Source organism: Nocardioides palaemonis (genome assembly GCF_018275325.1).
Taxonomy (GTDB): domain Bacteria; phylum Actinomycetota; class Actinomycetes; order Propionibacteriales; family Nocardioidaceae; genus Nocardioides; species Nocardioides palaemonis.
Genome location: NZ_JAGVQR010000001.1, coordinates 51,787 through 71,813 on the forward strand (window position 1 = coordinate 51,787; position 20,027 = coordinate 71,813).

Consider the following 20,027-nt stretch of genomic DNA (forward strand, 5'->3'; position numbering starts at 1 on the left):
CACCCCGACCCCCAGGAGCGCGACATGACCACCGTCCAGAAGAAGGCCGTCCTCGGCCAGACCAACCCGATCGCCCACCTCACCGAGGCCGACATCGAGCAGATCGGCATCGAGCTCGACGCGATCCGCCAGGAGGTCCTCGACACGCGCGGCGCGAAGGACGCGGCCTACATCCGCCGCGTCATCGACACCCAGCGCAAGCTCGAGCTCGGCTCGCGCGCGGTGCTGCTCTTCAGCGCGTTCCCGCCGGCGTGGGTGCTCGGCACCCTTGGCCTGAGCGTCTCGAAGATCCTCGACAACATGGAGATCGGCCACAACGTCCTGCACGGGCAGTGGGACTGGATGCGCGACCCCAAGATCCACTCCAGCACGTGGGAGTGGGACATGGCCTCGCCGGCCGAGCAGTGGAAGCACAGCCACAACGAGCTGCACCACACCTACACCAACGTGATCGGCAAGGACAACGACCTCGGCTACGGCATCATGCGCGTCGACGAGGACCAGCCCTGGACCCCCGCGTCGCTCGCCCAGCCGCTGTTCTGCTTCATCAACGCGGTCTTCTTCGAGTACGGCATCGCCGCCTACGACCTCGAGCTCGGCTCGGTCATCAAGAAGAAGCAGACCAAGGACCCGGAGTTCCGCCGCCGCGCCAAGCAGGTCCTCGGCAAGATCCGCAAGCAGGCCACCAAGGACTACGTCGTCCACCCGGCGCTGTCGATCCCGACCGGCTCGTTCCTGCCGACCCTGGCCGCCAACTTCACCGCCAACGTGGTGCGCAACCTCTGGTCCAACTCGGTCATCCTCTGCGGCCACTTCCCCGAGGGCGTCGAGACCTTCGAGAAGCGCTCGATCGAGGGCGAGACCAAGGGCGAGTGGTACGTCCGCCAGATGCTCGGCAGCGCCAACATCTCCGGCTCGAAGGCGCTCCACCTGATGACCGGCAACCTGTCGCACCAGGTCGAGCACCACCTCTTCCCCGACCTGCCGTCCAACCGCTACGGCGAGATCGCGCCGAAGGTCAAGGCGCTGTTCGACAAGTACGACCTCACCTACTGCACGCGGCCGATGCCCCAGCAGGTCTACTCCGCGTGGCACAAGGTGATCCGCCTGTCGCTGCCCAACGGCTGGCTGGCCACCACCAACGCGAAGAACGCGCCGCAGCAGCTCGCCGTGCTCTACAAGATGGCCACCGGCGACCGCCGCACCCGCCGCCTGCTCGGCCGCAAGCTCGAGAGCGAGGCCCGGGCGATGGCGAAGGCCGCCTGAGCCGTCAAGTGATCCTTGTCGGAATCGCGCGATTCCGGCACCGAACGGGGACCCGGGCGTCTACGCTCCGGGTTCCCGTTCCTGCGTCGGCAGGACCGAGCCGAAAGGTCGTCATGCCACGCACGTCCCGCCCTGCCCTCCTGCTCACGGGCCTCGCGGTCGCCCTCACGGGCACGCTCGCCCCGGCACCCGCCTCGGCGGTCGCCGGCGGCTCCATCAGCGGCCAGATGCTCGTCTCCGGCGGCGGTGCCGTCGCCGGGGCGGAGGTGACGCTCTACGCCGGTGACTGGGGGGACTGGTACGCCGACCAGGTCGTCGAGACCGGCGCCGACGGTTCCTACCAGCTCACCGGCATCGCGCCCGGCACCTACCGCCTCGGCTTCCGCGACCCGACCGGCGACCACGCGACCGAGTACTGGTCGAACTGGGCGACCCTCGAGGACGCCGACGACCTCTACGTCGCAGCGGGCGCCGCCCTCACCGGGAAGACCGTCGTCGTCACCCCGGCGGGCCACGTCACGGGCAGCGTCAGCGGCGACGGCGGTGCGCCGCTCGCCGACGTCGCGGTCACGGCGTACCGCCACACCTACCCGTGGACCGCCACCAGCTGGGAGGCCCTGGGCGAGACGGTGACCGCGGCCGACGGCACCTACGACCTCGGTGGCCTGTCCGGCGGTACGTACCGGATCGGCTTCGACGACACCACGCAGACCTACCTCCCGGAGTTCTGGGACGACGCCGCGACGGTCGCCGCCGGAACGGACGTCGTGGTGCGGGAGGACCAGGACACCGCGATCGGGGACGCCCGCCTCGCCCGCGGCGCGTCCATCGCCGGCACGGTGACCGGCTCGGGCGGCGTGCTCGCCGACGCGCGGGTCACCGCCTACGCCTACGACGAGGCGGGCGGGTGGTGGGAGCCGGTCTCGAGCACCTGGACCGACGAGTCCGGCGACTACCGCCTCGGCGGACTCGTCGCCGACACCTACCGGGTGGGCTTCCGCAGCCGCGACACCGGTCACCTCGAGGAGTTCTGGGACGACGCCGCCACCGTCGAGGACGCCACCTCGATCCCGGTCGCGGCGGGTGCCGACGTGCCGGACACCGACGCCGACCTCGCGCTGGGCGGGCGGATCACCGGGCAGGTCACCGCTCCCGGTGGCGCGCCGATCGCGGACGCGTGGGTCGCCGTCTTCCAGGACCGGGGCGACTGGGGCTGGGAGCCGGTGTCCGACGCCTACACCGACGAGACCGGCGCCTTCGACGCGTCGGGACTGCCCACCGGCGAGTACGTCGTGTGGTTCGAGAGCTGGACCGGCGACTACCTCGACGAGTACTGGGACGACGCACACTCCTTCGAGACCGCGACCCGCATCAGCGTCACCGCCGGCGCGACGGTCGCCGACACCGACGCCGAGCTCGCCCCCAGCGCCTCGATCAGCGGGACGGTGACCGCGCCGCTGCCGCTCTGGGACGTCCAGGTCAGCGCCTACGAGCAGGTCGACGGCGAGTGGCAGCGGGTGAGCTCGACCTGGGTCCAGGAGGACGGCCGCTACGACCTGCGCGGCATCGACGGCGGCACCTACCGCCTCCGGTTCCGCGACTGGTCCGACCAGCTGCGCACGGAGTTCTGGGACGACCAGCCGAGCGTCGAGCTCGCGCACGACATCACCGTCGCCGCCGCGGGCTCGGTCACGGGCCGCGACGCTGCGCTCGCACCGGTCGCCACGCCGTCACCCACGCCGACTCCGACCACCGTGCCCACCCCGACCACCGCGCCGACGCCCACGCCGACGCCGGGGCCGTCGGTCGCGGCACAGCTCTCGAGCATCGCCTCGGACCTCGCGGTCAAGGGCAGGCCCGTGGTCGGCCGCACGGTGCGGGTGAAGAACCTCGTCGCCCAGCTGCGGACGAAGGTGAGCTACCGGTTCCGGTGGTACGCCGGGAAGGCGAAGGTCCGCAAGGCGACGAAGGCCAGCCTCAAGGTCACCCCCGCGATGCGCGGCAAGGCGCTGAAGGTCAAGGTCACCCTCCGCGCCGACGGCGCATCGAAGGTGGTGACGCTCAAGCTCGGCACGGTGCGCTGACACCGGGTCGTTGCAGATTCACCCGTCTTGGGGTGTATCAGGACCGGCCCTCGCTCCTCTTGGATGGGTGAGGGACGGGGGAGAGCCCCCGGGGGGACCAGCACCACACGAGCACGACGAAGCACACGGGGGGAACCATGATCCGCATCGGGGCGGTCGAGATCGGGACGACGTCGCAGGAGAAGGACGTCGCCGAGACGCGGGTACCGCGTCCGCGGGGGTCGGTGGGGGCCGGCCCGTCCGCGCGATCGGGCGCCTGAGCGCTCCGGTCACACCGCGTGCCCCGCCCGACTCCGGGCGGGGCACGTCGGCGTTCCGGGGGTGCTCCCGGCGCTGCGATCCGTCAAGGTCGGGTCAACGCCGCGCCGACTCGGTGCCGGGGTGGTCCAGTCGCGTCTCAAGACTCCCCGGAGGCTCCCTCTACGCCGTTCCGCGGCCCGTGCGCCGCTCCTAGCCTTCTGGCAAGCGGTCCGTGGGGGACCGCACCGGGGGAGGAGGGAGTCGTGTCATGACCGACCGCACCATGGAGCACCAGGACCTGACCGGGCGGCTGAAGGAGCTCGAGCAGCTCGACGGGACGCTCGTCCGCCGCGTGCCGGAGGTCGTCGACGACCTCCTCGCCCCGGCGCCGCGTGGGCTCGTGCCGGTGCCCCGGCGATCGCGCATCTTCCTGCGTCACGGCGATGGCCACGGCAGCTTCGCCGAGGTCACCATCACTGCGCCGCCGCTGCGGCACACCACCGACTGAGGGTGGGGATCGCCCGTCGGTGGGAGTGTGACGCACTCCCACCGACCGGCTCGTGGCGCCTGCGCCGCCGGGCGGTGATGCTCACCTAGAGTCGCCCGGTGGTCTGGCTGGCGGGGGCGATCGTGCTGCTGTGGCTGGCCCGGGGGCCGGTCGTGCTGCTCGTGGCCGCCCTGGCCCTGTGCGTGCCGCGGGTCCGCTGGTGGGTCCAGGACCGGCTCCACGTCAGCCGGCGTGCCACCGCGTGGGCCGCGGGCGTGGCCGTCGCCGCCTGCGGGATCGTGCTCGTCGTCCCCGACGGCTGGCTGCCGGTGCCCCCGGCGCCGGGCGCCCTGGCCGGACCCGCGTACGTCGGGCGGCCCGCATCGCCGCACCCCGTCGCGACCGAGGCTCCGCAGAACCCGCACCGGGTGGGCGGCACCGCCGCCGCCCGGCCGGGTCCGCTGGGGCTGCAGCCCGAGGTCGAGACCGCGTGGTTCGGCCTCCAGCGGTGCGGCCGGCTCGAGGTGGCGTCGTCCGGCATGGTGGTCGCGACGTGCACCGGGCGCGGCGGTCCCGAGCTGCGCCTGGTCGACCCGACCGACCTCGTGCCGGTGGCCACCCGCGAGCTCCCGGACGACCCGACCTGTGCGGGCGACGCGTTCTACGTCGACGACCAGGACCGCGCCGTCGTCGCCACCGGCGACCGCGAGGTCGTCGCCGTGCGCACCTCGACCGGGGACGACGAGGCCGACCTCCCGACCGACGCGACGTGGGACCTCAAGCCCTACGTCCCGTTCGGGGACTGCCTCGTCGACCTCGGGCCGGACTGGTCGGGCCGGATCTGGTGGGTCTCGGAGCAGGGACTCGTCGGCACGATCGACCCGTCCTCCGGCGCGGTGGGGGTCCACGACCTCGGTGAGCCCGTCCGGCACGGGCTGGTCGTCGATCCCGACGGTGGGGTCTACGTCGCCACGGACGACGCCGTCCACCGGCTCGGCGCCGGTCCGGACGGGGTGCCGGTCGTCGGCTGGACCGCACCCGCGGAGCACGCCAGCGGCTCGGCGCCCGTCCTGCTCGACGGCGGCACCCTCGCCGTCACCGACGAGGCCGACGGCCGGCTGCAGGTCGTCGTGCTGAGCCGGGGCACCGGCGAGCAGGTGTGCCGCCAGGCGGTCTTCGGCGAGGACGACGGCGCGACCTCCAGCCGCCTCGCGGCGCTCGGCGGCTCGGTCGTCGTGACCAACAACCACGGCTACTCCTCGCCGCGCAGCGCCCTCCTGGGGTTTACCACCAGCCCGGGCATCGCGCGCGTCGACGTGGTCGACGGCGTCTGCTCGGAGCGCTGGAGCAGCGACCAGGTCTCCCCGGCGTCCGGAGCGGTCGCGAGCTGGCCCAACGGGCTGCTCTACGCGTGGACGAAGCGGCCGTCGCTCACCGGGGTCAGCGCGTGGTACCTCACCGCCCTGGACGCCGCCACCGGCCGCAGCATGTGGAGCGTCCGCACCGGCACCGGCGTGCTGGCCGGCAGCGACGGCTCCGAGCTGCTGGTCGGCACCGACGCGACGGTCTGGGTCGGGACGCTGTCCGGCCTGGTGCGGGTGCGCGACCGCGCCTGAGCGCGTCGGCTCAGGGGGTCACGGCCATCGCGCCGAGCACCCGCGAGGCCAGGTCGGCGTCGCCGTCGACGCGGACGGCACCGGCCGCGGGGGTGCGACGTCCGCCGGCGAGCAGCACGAAGGTCTCCCGGTCGGTGCCGAGCACCACCGTCGGTGCGCCGTCCGCCTCGGTGCCGCGCCGTCCGCGTCCGTCGTCGCCGACCACGGCCGTCACCGGTGCGTGCCCGTCGACCTCGAGGCGTAGGACGGTCCCCGCCGGCGCCGCCGCGCGCTTCGCGAGGACCATCGGCAGGCTCTCGAGCAGGTAGTCGGCCGTGTGCACCGCGGCAGCGGAGTCGAGGTTGCCCCGGAGGTCGAGGGCGCGCCGGACGTCCTGCTCGTGCATCCACACGTCGAGCGGACGGTTGCGCAGGAGGGTGAGCGTCGACCAGCCGATCGCGCCGAAGAGACCCGGCGCGGGCGCGTCGGGATCGGTGGGCGGGTCGGCGAGCAGCTGGGTGTGGCGCGCGGTCGCCGCCTCGCGGATCTCGGCGATCAGGTCGTCCGGGGCCTGGCCGTGGCGCGCCACCACGCCCTGCTCGGTGAAGCGCCCCATCGCCCCGCGCGCGTGCGCCACCTCCCCGACCTCGACGTCGTCGTGCGGACGACCGGCGAGCAGCGCCTCGAGGTGCGCGGTGTGCGCCGCGACCGCGTGCACGTCCCAGCCGGGCAGGTCGGTCGGGGCCCGCCACTGCTCCTCCCCGACGTGCTCGAGCAGCCGGGTGAAGGAGTCGACCGCCTTCCACCACACCGCGACGAGGCCGGACATGGACTCCTGGTCGGTCATGGTCGAGAGCGTAGGGCCACGGCGCCCGGAGGGTGGGACTGCCCAATTGTGGGGATGGCGGTGCAGGCGGCCGGACCGCCTGGGAGCCGGCCCTAGGTTTCGACCCGGGTGGCCGGCCCGACCCGTGGTGCCGGCCCGGGCAGGCCGGGGGCAGGATGCACACTCGCGCGCGACGGTCGGCGGCGACCCTGCTGGTCGCCGCCTCGGTGCTCGCCCTGGGCGGCCTGCCGCCCGCGAGCGGCGCCGTGGTGGGGGACGCCGTGTCCGGCACGATCTCGACCGACGTCGCGCTCGACACCGCCGACGTGCGGGTCGTGGCCTACCGGTCCGCCGGGGTCGGCGGCTGGGAGGCCGCCGCCACCACCACGCCGTCCGCCGACGGCGGGTGGGCGCTGGACCTCGAGCGCGGCAGCTACGCCATCGCCTTCGAGAGCCCCGGTGGCACCTACGTCGACGAGGTCTACGACCACGTCTCCCGCCTCGACGACGCCCGGGTCGTGTCGGTGGTCGACCGGCCGGTGGTGGGGATCGACGCGTTCCTCGACGTCGCCGGCTCGATCGTCGGAGCCGTCGAGGAGCAGTCCGGGCAGCCGCTGTCCGGCGCCACCGTCCGGGCCTACGCCCTCGACGTCGACGGCACGACGTGGCTGCCGACCGGCCGCCCCGCCACCACCGGCGCCGACGGGACCTACGCGCTGACCGGCCTGGCCCCGGGCTCCTACCGCGTGGGCGCGTCCGCCGCCGGACACCTGCCGGAGTTCTACGAGGACGTCGCGTCGGTCGACGAGGGCACCGACGTCCCGGTCGACGCAGCGATGGAGTCGGCGCTGCCGGCGATCACCCTCGCGGTCGGGGCCTCGATCCGCGGCAGCGTCGCCGACGCGGCCGGCGCGCCCCTGCCGGGAGCGGAGGTCACGGCGTTCGACCGGGACGGGAGCGAGGTCTCCACCGTGACGGTCGCCGCGGACGGCTCCTACGTCGTCGACGGTCTCCCGCCCGGCAGCTACGTCGTCCACTTCTACGCCTACCAGGAGACCACGGCCGACCTCACCGAGTACTACGTCGACGCCGACACCTGGGAGGGCGCGACCCCGGTCGTCCTCGCGGCCGGCCAGTCCCGCGCCGGTGTCGACGCACGGCTGGGGATCCACGGCGACCCGCCGCCCACCCCTACGCCGACACCTACGCCGACCCCCACCCCGATCCCCACACCCACCCCGATCCCCACACCCACCCCGATCCCCACACCCACCCCGATCCCCACACCCACCCCGGTCCCCACGCCGACGCCGCCTCCGACCGTCGACGTGCCCGCTGGCCTCGCGACGCTCCTCGCCGGGATCGACGTCACCGGGCGGGCCAGCGTCGGCCGTACCCTGCGGATCGCCCCCCTCGACCGCTCCCTGCGGTCGACGGCGGTCGGCTACCGCTTCCAGTGGTACGCCGGTCGGGCGAAGATCACGAAGGCCACGGCATCGAGGCTGGTGGTGCTCACCTCGATGCGGGGACGCAGGATCTCGGTCCGGGTGACCGCCTCCGCAGCCGGGACGTCGCGCTCGGTGACGCTCCGGGCCGGCACGGCGCGCTGACGACGACACCCCCACGGGTGTGCGGGAGCGTCGCCGGCGGCGTCCGACGTCCTACGCTGCCCGGGACGGCCGGTCCCGAGCCGGGCGCACTGCGACGAAGGAGTCGTCATGGGTATCGGCATCGGCATCCTGCTGCTGGTCATCGGCCTGATCCTGCTGTTCGCGATCAAGGAGTTCCCCGCGTCCGTCCAGGACGTCGTCGACCCCGGCACCGTCGGCTGGATCCTGGTGATCGCCGGCGTCCTCTCGCTCGTGCTCGCCCTGGTGATGAACAACCAGCGCTCGAAGACCACCCACGTCGAGGAGCGCCGGGAGATGTGACCTCCGACCGGCAACTTTCCGGCTGCGCCGCGCGTCACTGTCCGTGACCGGCGCACGGGGCGCCGGCAGGTCCTCGCAGGAGCCCGCGTGATCCACCGTCTCGGTCCGGCCGTCCTGGCGCTCGTCGCCCTCACCACGCCGGCTCTCGTCGCGTCGCAGCCCGCCGCGGCCGCCGGGCGCGACGTACGCGTCAGCGCCCCCGGCCGCTTCTCACCCGACGGCGACGGCGTGAAGGACGACCTCCGGATCACCGTCCGGCTCGCGCAGGCGTCGCGGGTGCGGCTCGAGATCGGTCCGGCGGGCGCGCGCACGATCGACCGCCGGGTCGACCTGGGCAGGCTGTCGAAGGGCACCCACACGTGGACCTGGAACGGCCGCAACCAGTCCGGCACGATGGTCGCCGACCGGGCCTACCGGATCACCGCCCGCACCGACGACGGCGCCACCGCCGTCGACCGCGTCCAGGTCGACACGAGCTTCGCGCCGCGGCTCGCGGCCCGCACCTACGGCGCGGCACCGGGCACCCCGGCACGGGTCTACCCGCGGACGCGGGTGGTCCGGGACGCGGTCGACCTGGACGCCTGGACGACCGAGACGAAGGTCGACTCCCTCGAGCTGGTGATCCGGGACCGGCGCGGCCGGGTCGTGCGCCGCGACGACGTCGACCGGCGGATCGCCCCGGGCTCGCCCGTCGCCGCCTACTCCGACGGTCGCGGCCGCCGGGTGCCGTGGTTCGCGCTCCGCGCCGGGAGGCCGCTCCCCAGCGGCCGCTACACCGCCGTCGTGACGGGCCGCGACCTTGCCGGCAACCGGGGGCACTCGAAGCCGCTGCCGATCTGGGTCTCGCGCGAGCGGCTGGAGTGGCGTGAGGTGAGCACGACGGTCTCTCCGCAGGCCAGCGCGATCAACCCGTGCACCTGGCAGAGCGCCAACGGATGTGCGGACCACCCGCCGTGCGGCGAGGTCGTGGCGAGCGCGACGCAGCCCGGCGGTCTCAGCTATCGCTCGGCGCCGTGCACGCCTGCGGACCCGCTGCGGGCGCAGGCAGCGGTCGGCACCCACGCGCTCGAGGTGCCCGCCGCCACCGGCGTACGCGGCCTCGACGCCGTGCGGGTGGCGTTCACCGGAGCCGCGACCACCGCGGGCGAGCCCGACGTCGGCCGACTCACCGTGCTGAGCCGCGCGGGCGACGGCGTGGTCGACGCGACCTCAGGGCAGTCCCCGTGGGTCGAGCGGCCCCTGTGGGGGGAGGGGATCGTCGGCGACGACGTCGTGGCGCACCACGCCCCGGCGGCCGTGTGGTCCTACACCACCACCGGCACCGACTCCGTCGACATCGCCTCCTTCACCGTCGACGTGCGCTACCTCGCCGTCGCCGACTGAGGACGAGGCAGGACGAGGGAGGACGCCGACAGGCTCAGAGCCAGCCGCGGTCCTGCGCGATGCGAGCCGCCTCGCTGCGGGTGCTCGCCCCCGTCTTGCCGATGGCCGCCGAGAGGTGGTTGCGGACCGTGCCCTCGGAGAGGTGCACGCTCGCGGCGATGGCCGACACGGTCGACCCGTCGAGCGCGAGCGTGAGCAGCTCGCGCTCGCGGTCGGTGAGCGGGCTCGTCCCGTCCATCAGCGATTCCGCGGCGAGGTCCGGGTCGATCACGCGCAGGCCGGAGTGGACCCGGCGCACCGCGTCGGCGAGCTGGCGCGCGGGGGTGTCCTTGACGACGAAGCCCGACGCGCCGGCCTCGATCGCCCGGCGGACGTAGCCCGGGCGGCCGAAGGTCGTCACCACGAGCGAACGCACCCCGGGAAGCGCGGCGCGGAGCGCGGCCGCGGCGTCGATCCCGGTCATGCCCGGCATCTCGATGTCGAGCAGGCAGACCTCGGCGCCCGACTCCCGGGCGGCGTCGACCACCTCGTCGCCGCGCCCCACCTGGGCGACGACCTCGAGGTCGGCCTCGAGGTCGAGCAGCGCGGCCAGCGCGCCACGTACGAGCGCCTGGTCGTCGGCCAGCAGCAGCCTGATCACGGCAGTCCCACCTCCACCCGGGTGCCGGGCGACGCCGGCGTGACGGTCAGCGTGCCACCCGCTCCCTGGACGCGTTCGCGCATCCCCCGCAGGCCGTTGCCCTCGGTCCCGGTCGGGCCGGTGCCGTCGTCGGTGACGCTCATCCCGTGGGCGCCGAGCTCGATCACGACCGAGCGGGCGCCGGAGTGGCGCACGACGTTGGTGACCGACTCGCGCAGCACCCACGCCAGGAGCGCGCGGTGGCGCGGGTCGGTGTCGGCGAGCTCGCCGACGACGCGCGTGCCGATGCCGGCGTCGGCGAGGACCAGCGGCGCTGCCGTCACCTCGGCGTCGAGGTTGGCCGCGCGCAGGCCACCGACGGTCGAGCGGACCTCCGCCAGCGCCTGACGCGCGGTCTCCTGGATCGAGACCAGCTCGGCCTTGGCGCGCTCGGGGTCGAGGTCGATGAGGCGGGCGGCCAGCTCGGCCTTGACCGACAGCGCGGTCAGCGAGTGCCCGAGCACGTCGTGGACGTCGCGCGCGACGCGCTCGCGCTCGGCGACCAGGGCGAGCGAGCCCCGTGTCACGCTCGCGCGCTTCTCCGCGTCGGTCAGCACCCGCACGATGGTGCAGCCGCCGACGATCGGCCAGACCAGGATGAAGAAGAAGGCGGGGAAGTCGTCGGTGCCGAAGACCGAGAGGACGGGGATCGCCGCCGCGACCGGCGTCGTCCACTTCCAGGTCGGCGCGGGCACCTGCAGGGCGGAGAACGCGCCGACGTAGGGCGTCATGCCGAGCGCGTCGATCCCGAGGACGGGGACGGTGGCGACCATGCAGGCGGCCATCGCGCCCAGCACGGCGAGTGCGTGGCGCTCCCACACGCTGAAGCCGAGGACGTAGAGCGCGGCGAAGGCCGCGATCGCGGCGTAGGAGGCGACCTTCGCCGCGGCGGTGGCGTCGGACTGCCAGACGCCGAGGAGCGGGAAGAAGAGGAAGCCGAGCCAGACGACGGCCATCGCCCAGCCCCAGCGGGCCCACGGGCTCTCGGGTCCGTCCGGTCCCCGCGAGCCCGTGATCCCGGACTGACCGACGCTCACGCGCGCGCCCGGCTCCGGCGTACGCCCCAGATCGCCACCAGCGAGAAGATCACCGTCCACGCGAGCACGTTAGCGACCGGGAGCCACAGCGGGTCGTGGCCGCTGCCCATCGGCAGGTAGCCCTCGGTCAGCGGGTAGCGCGCGAGCGCGGCGTAGCCGTAGAGCGGGGTGAAGCGACCGAGGTCGAGCATGAAGCCGTCCATCGGCGTGAACACGTTGCCCAGGAAGGCCATCACCACGATCATCCCGGACGCGATGCCCGGCGCGTTGGTGCTCGTGAAGGCCAGGCAGATCGCCAGGCCGTAGATCGCGAACAGCACGGAGCCGACCCAGGTGAGCGCGGCGGCGAGGGTCCAGTCGGTCCAGTCGCCGCGTGCGCCGGTGGCCGCCCCGATCGCGAAGATGGCGGCGACCGGCACGGCCGCGACGACCATCGCGATGCCGGCCTTGGTGAGGACGAAGGCGAGCGGGCGCATCGGGGTGAGGCCGAGCTGGCGGCCCCAACCCATCACCTGCTCGGTAGCGGCGCTGCCCGCGACGCTCGCGGTCGCGGTGACCGCGCCGTAGGCGGCCATCGAGATCATCACGTACATCGCCACGTTGCCGCTGCCGACCGCCTCGTCGGTCCCGAGGCCGAAGACGAGGAACATGAAGGTCGGCAGGCCGACCACGAAGAACATCGCGAACCGGTCGCGCAGCTGGCGGCGCAGGTCGAGCCGGGCGTAGGTGAGCATCGAGGGGCGCGGGGCCGGCCGGCCGGTACGGTCCGCGGCGGGGCGGGTCGGGGCGAGCTGCTCGGTCATCGGGTGGCTCCGGTTCCTGCGAGGACGTCGCCGGCCGGCGCGTCGGTGGACGGGGTGGTGCCCACGGGGGCCTGGCTGGTGAGGGCGAGGAACGCGGCCTCGAGGCTCGCGGCCGAGACCTCGATGCCGGTGACTCCCAGTGGCTCGAGGGCCCGCTCGACCTGGGCGAGCCAGTCGGCGTCGATGCCGTCGGCGCCGACCACGGCGGCGGGCGGGCGGAAGGTGACGGTGCGCCCGCCGTAGGCGGCACGGACGTCGGCGGTCGGGGCGTCGTGGACGATCCGGCCACGGTCCATCAGGACGGTGCGCTCGGCGAACTCGTCGGCCTCGGCGAGGTAGTGGGTCGCGAAGACGATCGTGCGGCCCTGCGCGGCGTCCTCGCGCATCGCGGCCCAGAACTCCTGGCGGGCGGCGACGTCCATCCCGGTGGTGGGCTCGTCGAGGACGATGAGGTCGGGGTCGGGCACGAGGGCGAGGGCGAACTTGAGCCGCTGCTGCTCGCCGCCGGAGCAGGCCTGGACGCGCCGGCCGGCCAGCTCGCCGAGCCGGGCGCGCTCGAGGACGGTGGCGACCCGGTCCGTACGCCCGTGCAGCGCGGCGATCGCGCGCACCGTCTCCTCGACGGTGAAGTCGGGCAGCAGCCCGCCGGTCTGCATGACGGCCGACACGCGGCCCGCACGGACGGCGGCGCCCGGCTCGAGGCCGTAGACCTCGATCGAGCCCGCGTCGGGGCGGGTCAGCCCGAGCAGCATGTCGACGGTGGTCGTCTTGCCGGCGCCGTTGGGGCCGAGGAAGGCGACGATCTCGCCGGGGTGGACGGTGAGGTCGACGTCGTCGACCGCGAGGACCGGGGTGCCGTCAGCCTGGCGGAACTGCTTGCGCAGCCCGGTGGCGCGGATCGCTGGAGTGGTCATGGCTCCAGCCTGTCCGCGGTCGCGCTCGCGGGCCTCGCGGAGTTGTCACGACCTCACCGTGACACCTGTCAGTTCCCGGTGGTCGAGGTGCGAGCGTCGCCCCTCGGTGGTCGAGGTGCGAGCGTCGCTCTCGGTGGTGGAGGTGCGAGCGTCGCTCTCGGTGGTCGAGGTGCGAGCGCAGCCCCTCGGTGGTTGAGGTGCGAGCGCAGCCCCTCGGTGGTTGAGGTGCGAGCGCAGCGAGCCTCGAAACCACACGTCGTGACGCGGGTTTCGAGGCTCGTCGCTGGCGCTCCTCGCACCTCAACCGGCGAGGGACCGCAGGTCGCTGGCGCACCTCGACCGGCGAGGGCCGTCAGAAGGCGGACTCGTCGAGGTCCATCAGGTCGAGGGTGGTCGCCTCGGCGATGGCGCGCTCGGCGCTGATCTTGGGCAGGTTGGTCTGGGCGAAGAACTGCGCCGCCGCGACCTTGCCCTCGTAGAACACCTTGTCCTTCGCGGAGACCTCGCCGGCCAGCTTGGCCAGCGCCACGTCGGCCTGGCGCAGCAGCAGCCACGCGCAGACGACGTCGCCGAGCACCATCAGCAGGCGCGAGGTGTTGAGCCCGACCTTGTAGATGTTGCGCTGGTCGTCCTGGGAGGACATCAGGTCGTTGATCATGTGGCCGACGACCGCGTTGGCGTCCTCGAGCGCGGTGGCGAGCAGGGCACGCTCGTTCTTCAGCCGACCATTGCCGGCCTCGGAGGTGATGAAGCCCTCGATCTCCTTGGCCAGGTGGCCCAGCGCGCGGCCCTGGTCCTTGACGATCTTGCGGAAGAAGAAGTCCTGGCCCTGGATGGCGGTCGTGCCCTCGTAGAGGGTGTCGATCTTGGCGTCGCGGACGTACTGCTCGATCGGGTACTCCTGCAGGAAGCCCGAGCCGCCGAAGGTCTGCAGCGACTCCGTGCCGAGCAGCACCCACGAGCGCTCCGAGCCGTAGCCCTTCACGATCGGGAGCAGCAGGTCGTTGACCGCGGCGGCGAGGCGGGCCTCGTCGGAGTCCGCGGTGCCGGCGTGCTCGGCGAGCATGACCTGGTCCTGCCAGGTGGCGGTGTAGAGCACGAGGGCGCGCATCGCCTCGGCGAACGACTTCTGTGTCATGAGCGAGCGGCGTACGTCGGGGTGGTGGGTGATCGTGACGCGCGGGGCGGTCTTGTCGGCCGCCTGGGTCAGGTCGGCGCCCTGGACGCGCTCCTTGGCGAACTCCAGCGCGTTGAGGTAGCCGGTCGACAGCGTGGCGATGGCCTTGGTGCCGACCATCATCCGGGCGTTCTCGATGACCTGGAACATCTGCGCGATGCCGTCGTGCACCTCGCCGAGCAGCCAGCCCTTGGCCGGCTCGCCGCCGCCGACCTGCGGGTCGCCGAAGGTGACCTCGCAGGTGTTGGAGACCTTGATGCCCATCTTGTGCTCGACGTTGGTGACGTAGACGCCGTTGCGCTCGCCGGTCAGCTCGCCGGTCTCGAGGTCGAAGTGGTGCTCGGGCATCCAGAACAGCGAGAGGCCCTTGGTGCCCGGGCCGCCCGCGCCCTCGACGCCCTCGGGGCGCGCGAGGACGAGGTGCATGATGTTCTCGCTCATGTCGTGCGTGGCGCTGGTGATGAAGCGCTTGACGCCGGTGATGTTCCACGAGCCGTCGTCGTTGGGCGTGGCCTTGGTGCGGCCGGCGCCGACGTCGGAGCCCGCGTCGGGCTCGGTGAGGACCATGGTGCAGCCCCACTGGCGGTCGACCATGAACTGGGCGACGGCCTGGTCGCGCTCGTTGCCGTTGCGGTGCACGACGTTGGCGAAGGCGGGACCGGCGGCGTACATCCAGATCGGGGCGTTCGCGCCGAGGACCATCTCGCCGATCGCCCAGATCAGCGAGGACGGGGCGGGCGTGCCGCCCATCTCCTCGAAGACCTGCAGGCGCCAGAACTCCGCATCCATCCACGCCTGGTAGGACGACTTGAACGACGCGGGCACCGGCGCGGTGTGCGTGGCGGGGTCGAAGACCGGCGGGTTGCGGTCGCTGTCCTCGAAGGACGCGGCGAGGTCCTCACGGGAGAGGCGCTCGACCTCGCGCAGGATCTCCCGGGCGCTCTCGCCGTCGACGTCACCGAACGGACCGGTGCCGAGCACCTCGTCCCGGCCGAGCACCTCGAAGAGGTTGAACTCGATGTCGCGCAGGTTGGTCTTGTAGTGGCTCACGGGGCTTCCACCTGTTCCGTCGTTGCGTTCTCGGGGGCGGGCAGCGCTGCTACTCGCCGGTAACAAAATCATGCCTCGCCGACGGGCGCCGCGCAACACGAATGGCAGATGTCGGGGGTCACACGCCCGTCGACGCCCCTCCCTGCGGGCGGTCGCGGTCCCCGATTCCGGGTAGATCGGACGCGAAAGGACACGCCGCTGCCTAGGTTGGTTTTGTCTATCACCGAAAGTATGTCTACTCTTTCACCCGACAAACAGTGTTGTGCGCCGCGACCTCGTCGAGCGCCACCCGATCCGCGTCCCGGACCTGACCGGACCTGATGGAAAGGAGCTCGCCCGATGCGCAAGCTCATCGTTCTCGGCTTCGTGGGCCTCATCGCCCAGCTCATCGACGGCTCGCTCGGCATGGCCTACGGCGTGACGTCCTCGACCCTGCTGCTCGCCGCCGGCGTCGCGCCGGCCGCCGCCTCCGCCGCCGTGCACTTCTCCGAGCTCGGCACGTCGCTGGTCTCCGGCGCCTCGCACACCAAGTTCGGCAACGTCGACTGGCGCACCGTGTCGATCCTCGCCCTGCCGGGCTTCATCGGCGCCTTCATCGGCGCGACGCTCCTGTCCACCATGGACGCGGCCGTCGCCAAGCCGGTCGTCGCGGTGATCCTGCTGAGCCTGGGCTTCTACGTCGTCTACCGCTTCCTCAAGCTCGGCGGCGCACGCCCGACCTTCAAGGGTCACCCGTCGGCGTTCTTCCTGGCGCCGATGGGCCTGGTCGCCGGCACGCTCGACGCCGTCGGTGGCGGTGGCTGGGGCCCGGTCGGCACCACCTCGCTGCTCTCGAGCGGTCGCCTCGAGCCCCGCAAGGTCGTCGGCTCGATCGACACCTCCGAGTTCGTCGTCGCCCTCGGCGCCTCGCTCGGCTTCCTCCTCGGCCTCGGCTCCCAGGGCATCAACTGGGGCTACGCCGGTGCCCTCCTCGCCGGTGGCGTGATCGCCGCCCCGATCGCCGCCTGGCTGGTCAAGCACCTCGCCGCCCGCGTCCTCGGCGTCGCAGCCGGTGGCCTGATCATCCTCACCAACTCCAAGACTCTCCTCGAGGCCGTCGGCGTGCCCGGCGTCGGCGTCGCGACCGTCGCCGCGGTCGTCTTCGTCCTCTGGGTCGCCGGCATCACCTGGGCGGTCCGCCAGGAGCGCGCCGTCCGGGCGCAGCAGCTCGACGACCCCGAGCTGGAGCCCGTCTCCGCCTGACCCGCATCCCGCCCGTACGCCGCCACCTCCCGCCCACCCGGAGTGGCGGCGTACGCGTGTCCGGGCGCCGCGGGGCCAACGAGCAGTGTCTGGGCCGACATATCTGACAAACTGGGCTTATGCGCGTCTCCGCCAAAGCCGACTACGCCCTCCGGGCCCTCATCGAGATCGCGGTGCGCGCGGACGGGACCGCCGTGAGCGCGGAGCAGCTCGGCAAGGCGCAGGGCATCCCGCACGGCTTCCTCCAGGCGATCCTGGCCGACCTGCGGCGCGCCGACGTCGTGGTGTCGCAGCGCGGCCAGTCCGGCGGCTGGCGCTTCGCCCGCAAGCCCGAGTCGGTGACCGTCGCCGACGTCATCCGCGCCGTCGACGGCCCGCTCGTGTCGGTCTACGGCCTGCGCCCGGAGGCGGTCGAGTACGACGAGTCCGCCGAGGTGCTCCAGCACGTGTGGATCGCCGCCCGCAGCTCGCTGCGCTCGGTCTTCGAGCAGGTCACCATCCAGGACCTCGCCGACGGGACGCTGCCCCAGGGCGTGAAGGCGCTCACCGAGGACGAGGACGCCTGGCAGCCGCACTGACGCGGCCCTTCGCGCCCGGTTCTCGTGGTTCGCACCCGAGATCTCGGGTGCACAGCACGAGGGTCCCCGGATATCCGGGGACTTCCGACGAAGCCGCGCTCAGGCGGCCAGCCGCCGGGTGACCTGCTTGCGCCGGCGCCCGACGCGGGCGAGGCGCTTGTCGAGGCGAGCCTTCTCCTCGATCAGCGCGATCCGCGCGACCTGCGCGGCCAGCTGCTCGTCGGTCAGCCGGGCGGGCAGCACGTGGGTGCGCGCCGCGTCGACCTGCGCAGTCCACGCCTCGGGCGGCGTGGCGGTGAAGCCGCTCGTCACCACGAGCACGACCCGCATGCCGGCGAGGCCGTCGAGGGCGAGCGCCGCCTGCTCGGGCGTCGCGGCGAAGAGCTCGGGGACGCTGACGAAGCAGTCCGTCCGGGACTTCCAGGCGCGCCGGCACACCTTCGCCCACGCGCCCTCGACCTGCTTGCGCTTGAGGCCCGCGGCCTTGTGCGTGCGCGTCAGCTCGAGGCCGGCGTGGTGGAGCGTGGCCGGGCTGACGTCGGGCAGGACCACCCCGCCGAGGGCGAGGGTGCCGGCAATCGCGCGGACGTCGACGGCGTCGGGGCCGATGTGCAGGAGGAACAGTCGCTTGGCCATGCTCCGAGCGTCCTCGCGCGCCCTGACGTCCGGGTGAACACACGCCCACGACCGGTCGAACTCCGCGGGACGGGGGAGCCGGTGCCTACGGTGGTGGGACGCGGGCTGTGACGAAAGCGCCCTGAGCTGCGTCTCACCGGTGACGCCGAAACAACCCCAGGGAGAGACATGCCCCGCTCGACGGAGGAGTTCGAGGAGTTCGCCATCGCGCGGACCCCCCAGCTCTACCGCGCCGCGTGGCTGATGTGCGGCGACGCCCACCGTGCCGAGGACCTCGTCCAGGAGACGCTGGCCAAGGTCTACGTGCGGTGGCACCGTCGCCTGGGCGGCCCGATCGAGCACCCGGTCGCCTACGCACACACGACGCTGACCCGCACCTACATCAGTGCCCAGCGCCGTCGCAGCAACCACGAGACACCGACCGAGACGCTTCCGGAGAGCGTGGAGCAGGGTGGGGACGCCGCCACCTCGCTCGCCCTCCGCGACGCGCTCGCCCAGCTCGCACCACTGGACCGCGCGGTCCTGGTGCTGCGCTACCTCGAGGACGTGTCGGTCGCCGACACCGCGGACGCCCTCGGGGTGAGCCCGGGTGCCGTGCGCAACCGGACGCTCCGCGCCCTCGACCGTCTCCGTGCCGTGCTGGGTCCGTCCCTCCGAGACCTGCTCGAGATCTAGGAGAACCCATGCCCACCGACGACACCGGCGTCACCGAGCTCCTCCGCCGTGCCAGTGACGGCCTCACCCCCGACGTCGACCGCCTCGTCAGCGGCGGCGTCACCCGCGGACGCGCCCGGCAGCGCCGCGCCCGGATCGGTACGACGGTCGCCTCGCTGGCCGTGATCGGCGTCATCGGCACGCTGGCGGCCGTCGTACCCCAGCTCGGCGACCCGGACGGCCGCGGCGCCGAGACCGAGGTCGCCGACCGCTTGGACGCCGTGACGACCCGCGCCGCCGACCCCGACCGCCCTCCTCCCGCCGACGAGCTGCGCCCGCTCGTGCCGCCGCAGCAGATGGCCGACACGATCCGCGAGATGACCGGCGCGACCGAGGTCCGCTCGATCGAGGTCGACCAGTCCGGGCAGGACCGCCCGCGCCTGTTCTACGCGACCGTCGACGGCGCGCAGGTGTCGTTCAAGATCCGGTGGTACAACAACCCGGTCGTCGTCCAGGACGGCGGCGAGCCGCTGGCGCCGAGCGTCGTCTGCGAGCCGGCGCCCGACGTCGACTGCACCACCCTCGACGACGGCTCGCGGCTGCTGCGCCAGGAGGCGTACGCCAGTGGCGGCGGGTCGCCCGCCTACCAGGAGCGCACGGTCTCGCTCGGCACCGCCGACGGCTGGCAGATCGACGTGATCGCCCGCAACACGGCGGGCGAGAAGGAGGGCGAGGTCGTCGCGGACGCCCCGGTGCTGACGATCGAGCAGCTGCAGGCCCTCGCGACCAGCGACGCCTGGTACGCCTAGTACCGGTCGACCTGCACGGCCGACAGCCAGGTCAGCAGCGGCCGCAGCGCGCGCCAGTCCTCGCGGACCCGGTCGACGAGGCCGGCGTCGAGGGCGTCGGCCTCGAAGCCGTAGGACCGGCCGACGAAGAGCTGCTTGTGGCGCAGCAGGTGGATGCGCGGGTGGTCGGTCCCGTAGCCCCGCGGCGAGGTCTTGAGCTGGTCGCCGCCCACCTCGAAGCCGTCCTTCTCCAGCCGGCGCAGCAGCCGGTCGAGCGCCTTCCCGGTCTTCTCGTCGGCCATCGCGTCGCGGATCGCCGCGAGCCGCGGGCCGTCGGCGTCGTAGAAGCCGCCGCCGACGCGCGTGCCGCGCGGCGAGATCTCGAAGTACCACCCGGTCGCCGGGGCCACGCCGACGAAGGCGCCCTGGTGGGTCTTGTAGGGCGTCTTGTCCTTCGCGAAGCGCACGTCGCGGTAGGGCCGGAACACCTTCGCGCTGCCGAACTCCGGCTCGAGGTCGGCCATGAGCGCCTTCATCGGCGCCTGCACCGACTCCTGCCAGACCTGCTTGTGGGCCTCCCAGAACGACTTGGTGTTGTCGACCTCGAGGTCGTCGTAGAAGTCGAGGGCAGCGACGGGGAAACCGGTGAAGCTCACG

The 20,027-nt window shown here is 73.2% G+C and carries 20 protein-coding genes; 12 read left to right on the forward strand and 8 right to left on the reverse strand.

Annotated features, from left to right (window positions below; genetic code table 11):
* Positions 1-24: 24 nt before the first annotated feature.
* From KDN32_RS00235 to KDN32_RS00250, 5 genes are all read left to right on the forward strand, one after another.
* A complete protein-coding gene (locus KDN32_RS00235) occupies positions 25-1,266 on the forward strand; it encodes a fatty acid desaturase family protein (RefSeq protein ID WP_211730130.1) in 1,242 nt (413 codons plus the stop codon).
* Positions 1,267-1,379: 113 nt separating this feature from the next.
* On the forward strand, positions 1,380-3,350 hold the full coding sequence (locus tag KDN32_RS00240) for an MSCRAMM family protein (protein ID WP_211730131.1): 1,971 nt from the start codon (positions 1,380-1,382) through the stop codon (positions 3,348-3,350).
* Between the two features lie 137 nt (positions 3,351-3,487).
* On the forward strand, positions 3,488-3,610 hold the full coding sequence (locus KDN32_RS22755; protein ID WP_283093348.1) for a hypothetical protein: 123 nt from the start codon (positions 3,488-3,490) through the stop codon (positions 3,608-3,610).
* A gap of 248 nt (positions 3,611-3,858) precedes the next feature.
* Entirely contained in the window at positions 3,859-4,098 is a 240-nt protein-coding gene (locus tag KDN32_RS00245; RefSeq protein WP_211730132.1) for a hypothetical protein, read from the forward strand.
* Between the two features lie 98 nt (positions 4,099-4,196).
* Positions 4,197-5,693: an NHL repeat-containing protein gene (locus tag KDN32_RS00250; protein WP_211730133.1), complete on the forward strand. Its 1,497-nt coding sequence runs from the start codon at positions 4,197-4,199 to the stop codon at positions 5,691-5,693.
* Between the two features lie 10 nt (positions 5,694-5,703).
* On the opposite strand, the gene KDN32_RS00255 is transcribed toward KDN32_RS00250, so the two are convergent.
* Positions 5,704-6,519, reverse strand: a complete 816-nt coding sequence (locus KDN32_RS00255) for a maleylpyruvate isomerase family mycothiol-dependent enzyme (protein ID WP_211730134.1) — start codon at positions 6,517-6,519, stop codon at positions 5,704-5,706.
* Between the two features lie 155 nt (positions 6,520-6,674).
* On the opposite strand from KDN32_RS00255, the gene KDN32_RS00260 reads away from it, so the two are divergent.
* From KDN32_RS00260 to KDN32_RS00270, 3 genes are all read left to right on the forward strand, one after another.
* Complete coding sequence (locus tag KDN32_RS00260; RefSeq protein WP_211730135.1) at positions 6,675-8,108, forward strand: MSCRAMM family protein; 1,434 nt, start codon at positions 6,675-6,677, stop codon at positions 8,106-8,108.
* A gap of 108 nt (positions 8,109-8,216) precedes the next feature.
* Entirely contained in the window at positions 8,217-8,429 is a 213-nt protein-coding gene (locus KDN32_RS00265) for a DUF6458 family protein (RefSeq protein WP_211730136.1), read from the forward strand.
* Positions 8,430-8,516: 87 nt separating this feature from the next.
* A complete protein-coding gene (locus KDN32_RS00270; RefSeq protein WP_211730137.1) occupies positions 8,517-9,812 on the forward strand; it encodes a FlgD immunoglobulin-like domain containing protein in 1,296 nt (431 codons plus the stop codon).
* A gap of 34 nt (positions 9,813-9,846) precedes the next feature.
* Here the strand turns inward: KDN32_RS00270 and KDN32_RS00275 are convergent, their stop codons facing one another.
* The 5 genes from KDN32_RS00275 to KDN32_RS00295 all read right to left on the reverse strand — a co-directional run bounded on the left by KDN32_RS00275 (position 9,847) and on the right by KDN32_RS00295 (position 15,472).
* On the reverse strand, positions 9,847-10,452 hold the full coding sequence (locus tag KDN32_RS00275) for a response regulator transcription factor (RefSeq protein WP_211730138.1): 606 nt from the start codon (positions 10,450-10,452) through the stop codon (positions 9,847-9,849).
* Positions 10,449-11,588, reverse strand: coding sequence for a sensor histidine kinase (locus KDN32_RS00280; protein WP_211730139.1), 1,140 nt, complete (start codon positions 11,586-11,588; stop codon positions 10,449-10,451). The genes KDN32_RS00275 and KDN32_RS00280 overlap by 4 nt, the downstream gene beginning before the upstream one ends.
* Positions 11,525-12,331, reverse strand: coding sequence for an ABC transporter permease (locus KDN32_RS00285; RefSeq protein ID WP_249216320.1), 807 nt, complete (start codon positions 12,329-12,331; stop codon positions 11,525-11,527). The genes KDN32_RS00280 and KDN32_RS00285 overlap by 64 nt, the downstream gene beginning before the upstream one ends.
* Positions 12,328-13,245 (reverse strand): ABC transporter ATP-binding protein, encoded by a 918-nt coding sequence (locus tag KDN32_RS00290; RefSeq protein WP_211730140.1) that lies wholly within the window; start codon positions 13,243-13,245, stop codon positions 12,328-12,330. Before KDN32_RS00290 ends, KDN32_RS00285 begins: the two co-directional genes overlap by 4 nt.
* A 352-nt stretch (positions 13,246-13,597) precedes the next feature.
* Positions 13,598-15,472: an acyl-CoA dehydrogenase gene (locus KDN32_RS00295; protein ID WP_211730141.1), complete on the reverse strand. Its 1,875-nt coding sequence runs from the start codon at positions 15,470-15,472 to the stop codon at positions 13,598-13,600.
* A gap of 339 nt (positions 15,473-15,811) precedes the next feature.
* On the opposite strand from KDN32_RS00295, the gene KDN32_RS00300 reads away from it, so the two are divergent.
* Together KDN32_RS00300 and KDN32_RS00305 are read left to right on the forward strand one after the other, a co-directional pair.
* Entirely contained in the window at positions 15,812-16,714 is a 903-nt protein-coding gene (locus KDN32_RS00300; protein WP_211730142.1) for a sulfite exporter TauE/SafE family protein, read from the forward strand.
* Positions 16,715-16,833: 119 nt separating this feature from the next.
* Complete coding sequence (locus KDN32_RS00305) at positions 16,834-17,292, forward strand: RrF2 family transcriptional regulator (RefSeq protein WP_211730143.1); 459 nt, start codon at positions 16,834-16,836, stop codon at positions 17,290-17,292.
* 99 nt (positions 17,293-17,391) lie between these two features.
* Here KDN32_RS00305 and KDN32_RS00310 read toward each other — a convergent pair whose 3' ends face one another.
* Positions 17,392-17,928 (reverse strand): hypothetical protein, encoded by a 537-nt coding sequence (locus KDN32_RS00310; RefSeq protein WP_211730144.1) that lies wholly within the window; start codon positions 17,926-17,928, stop codon positions 17,392-17,394.
* A 168-nt stretch (positions 17,929-18,096) separates the two neighbouring features.
* Between KDN32_RS00310 and KDN32_RS00315 the strand changes: the two genes are divergently transcribed.
* Positions 18,097-18,603 (forward strand): SigE family RNA polymerase sigma factor, encoded by a 507-nt coding sequence (locus tag KDN32_RS00315; protein WP_211730145.1) that lies wholly within the window; start codon positions 18,097-18,099, stop codon positions 18,601-18,603.
* Positions 18,604-18,611: 8 nt separating this feature from the next.
* Positions 18,612-19,391, forward strand: coding sequence for a hypothetical protein (locus tag KDN32_RS00320; protein WP_211730146.1), 780 nt, complete (start codon positions 18,612-18,614; stop codon positions 19,389-19,391).
* On the opposite strand, the gene KDN32_RS00325 is transcribed toward KDN32_RS00320, so the two are convergent.
* Entirely contained in the window at positions 19,388-20,026 is a 639-nt protein-coding gene (locus KDN32_RS00325; protein ID WP_211730147.1) for a DUF2461 domain-containing protein, read from the reverse strand. The two genes, KDN32_RS00320 and KDN32_RS00325, sit on opposite strands and share 4 nt — an antisense overlap.
* Position 20,027 lies beyond the last annotated feature (1 nt).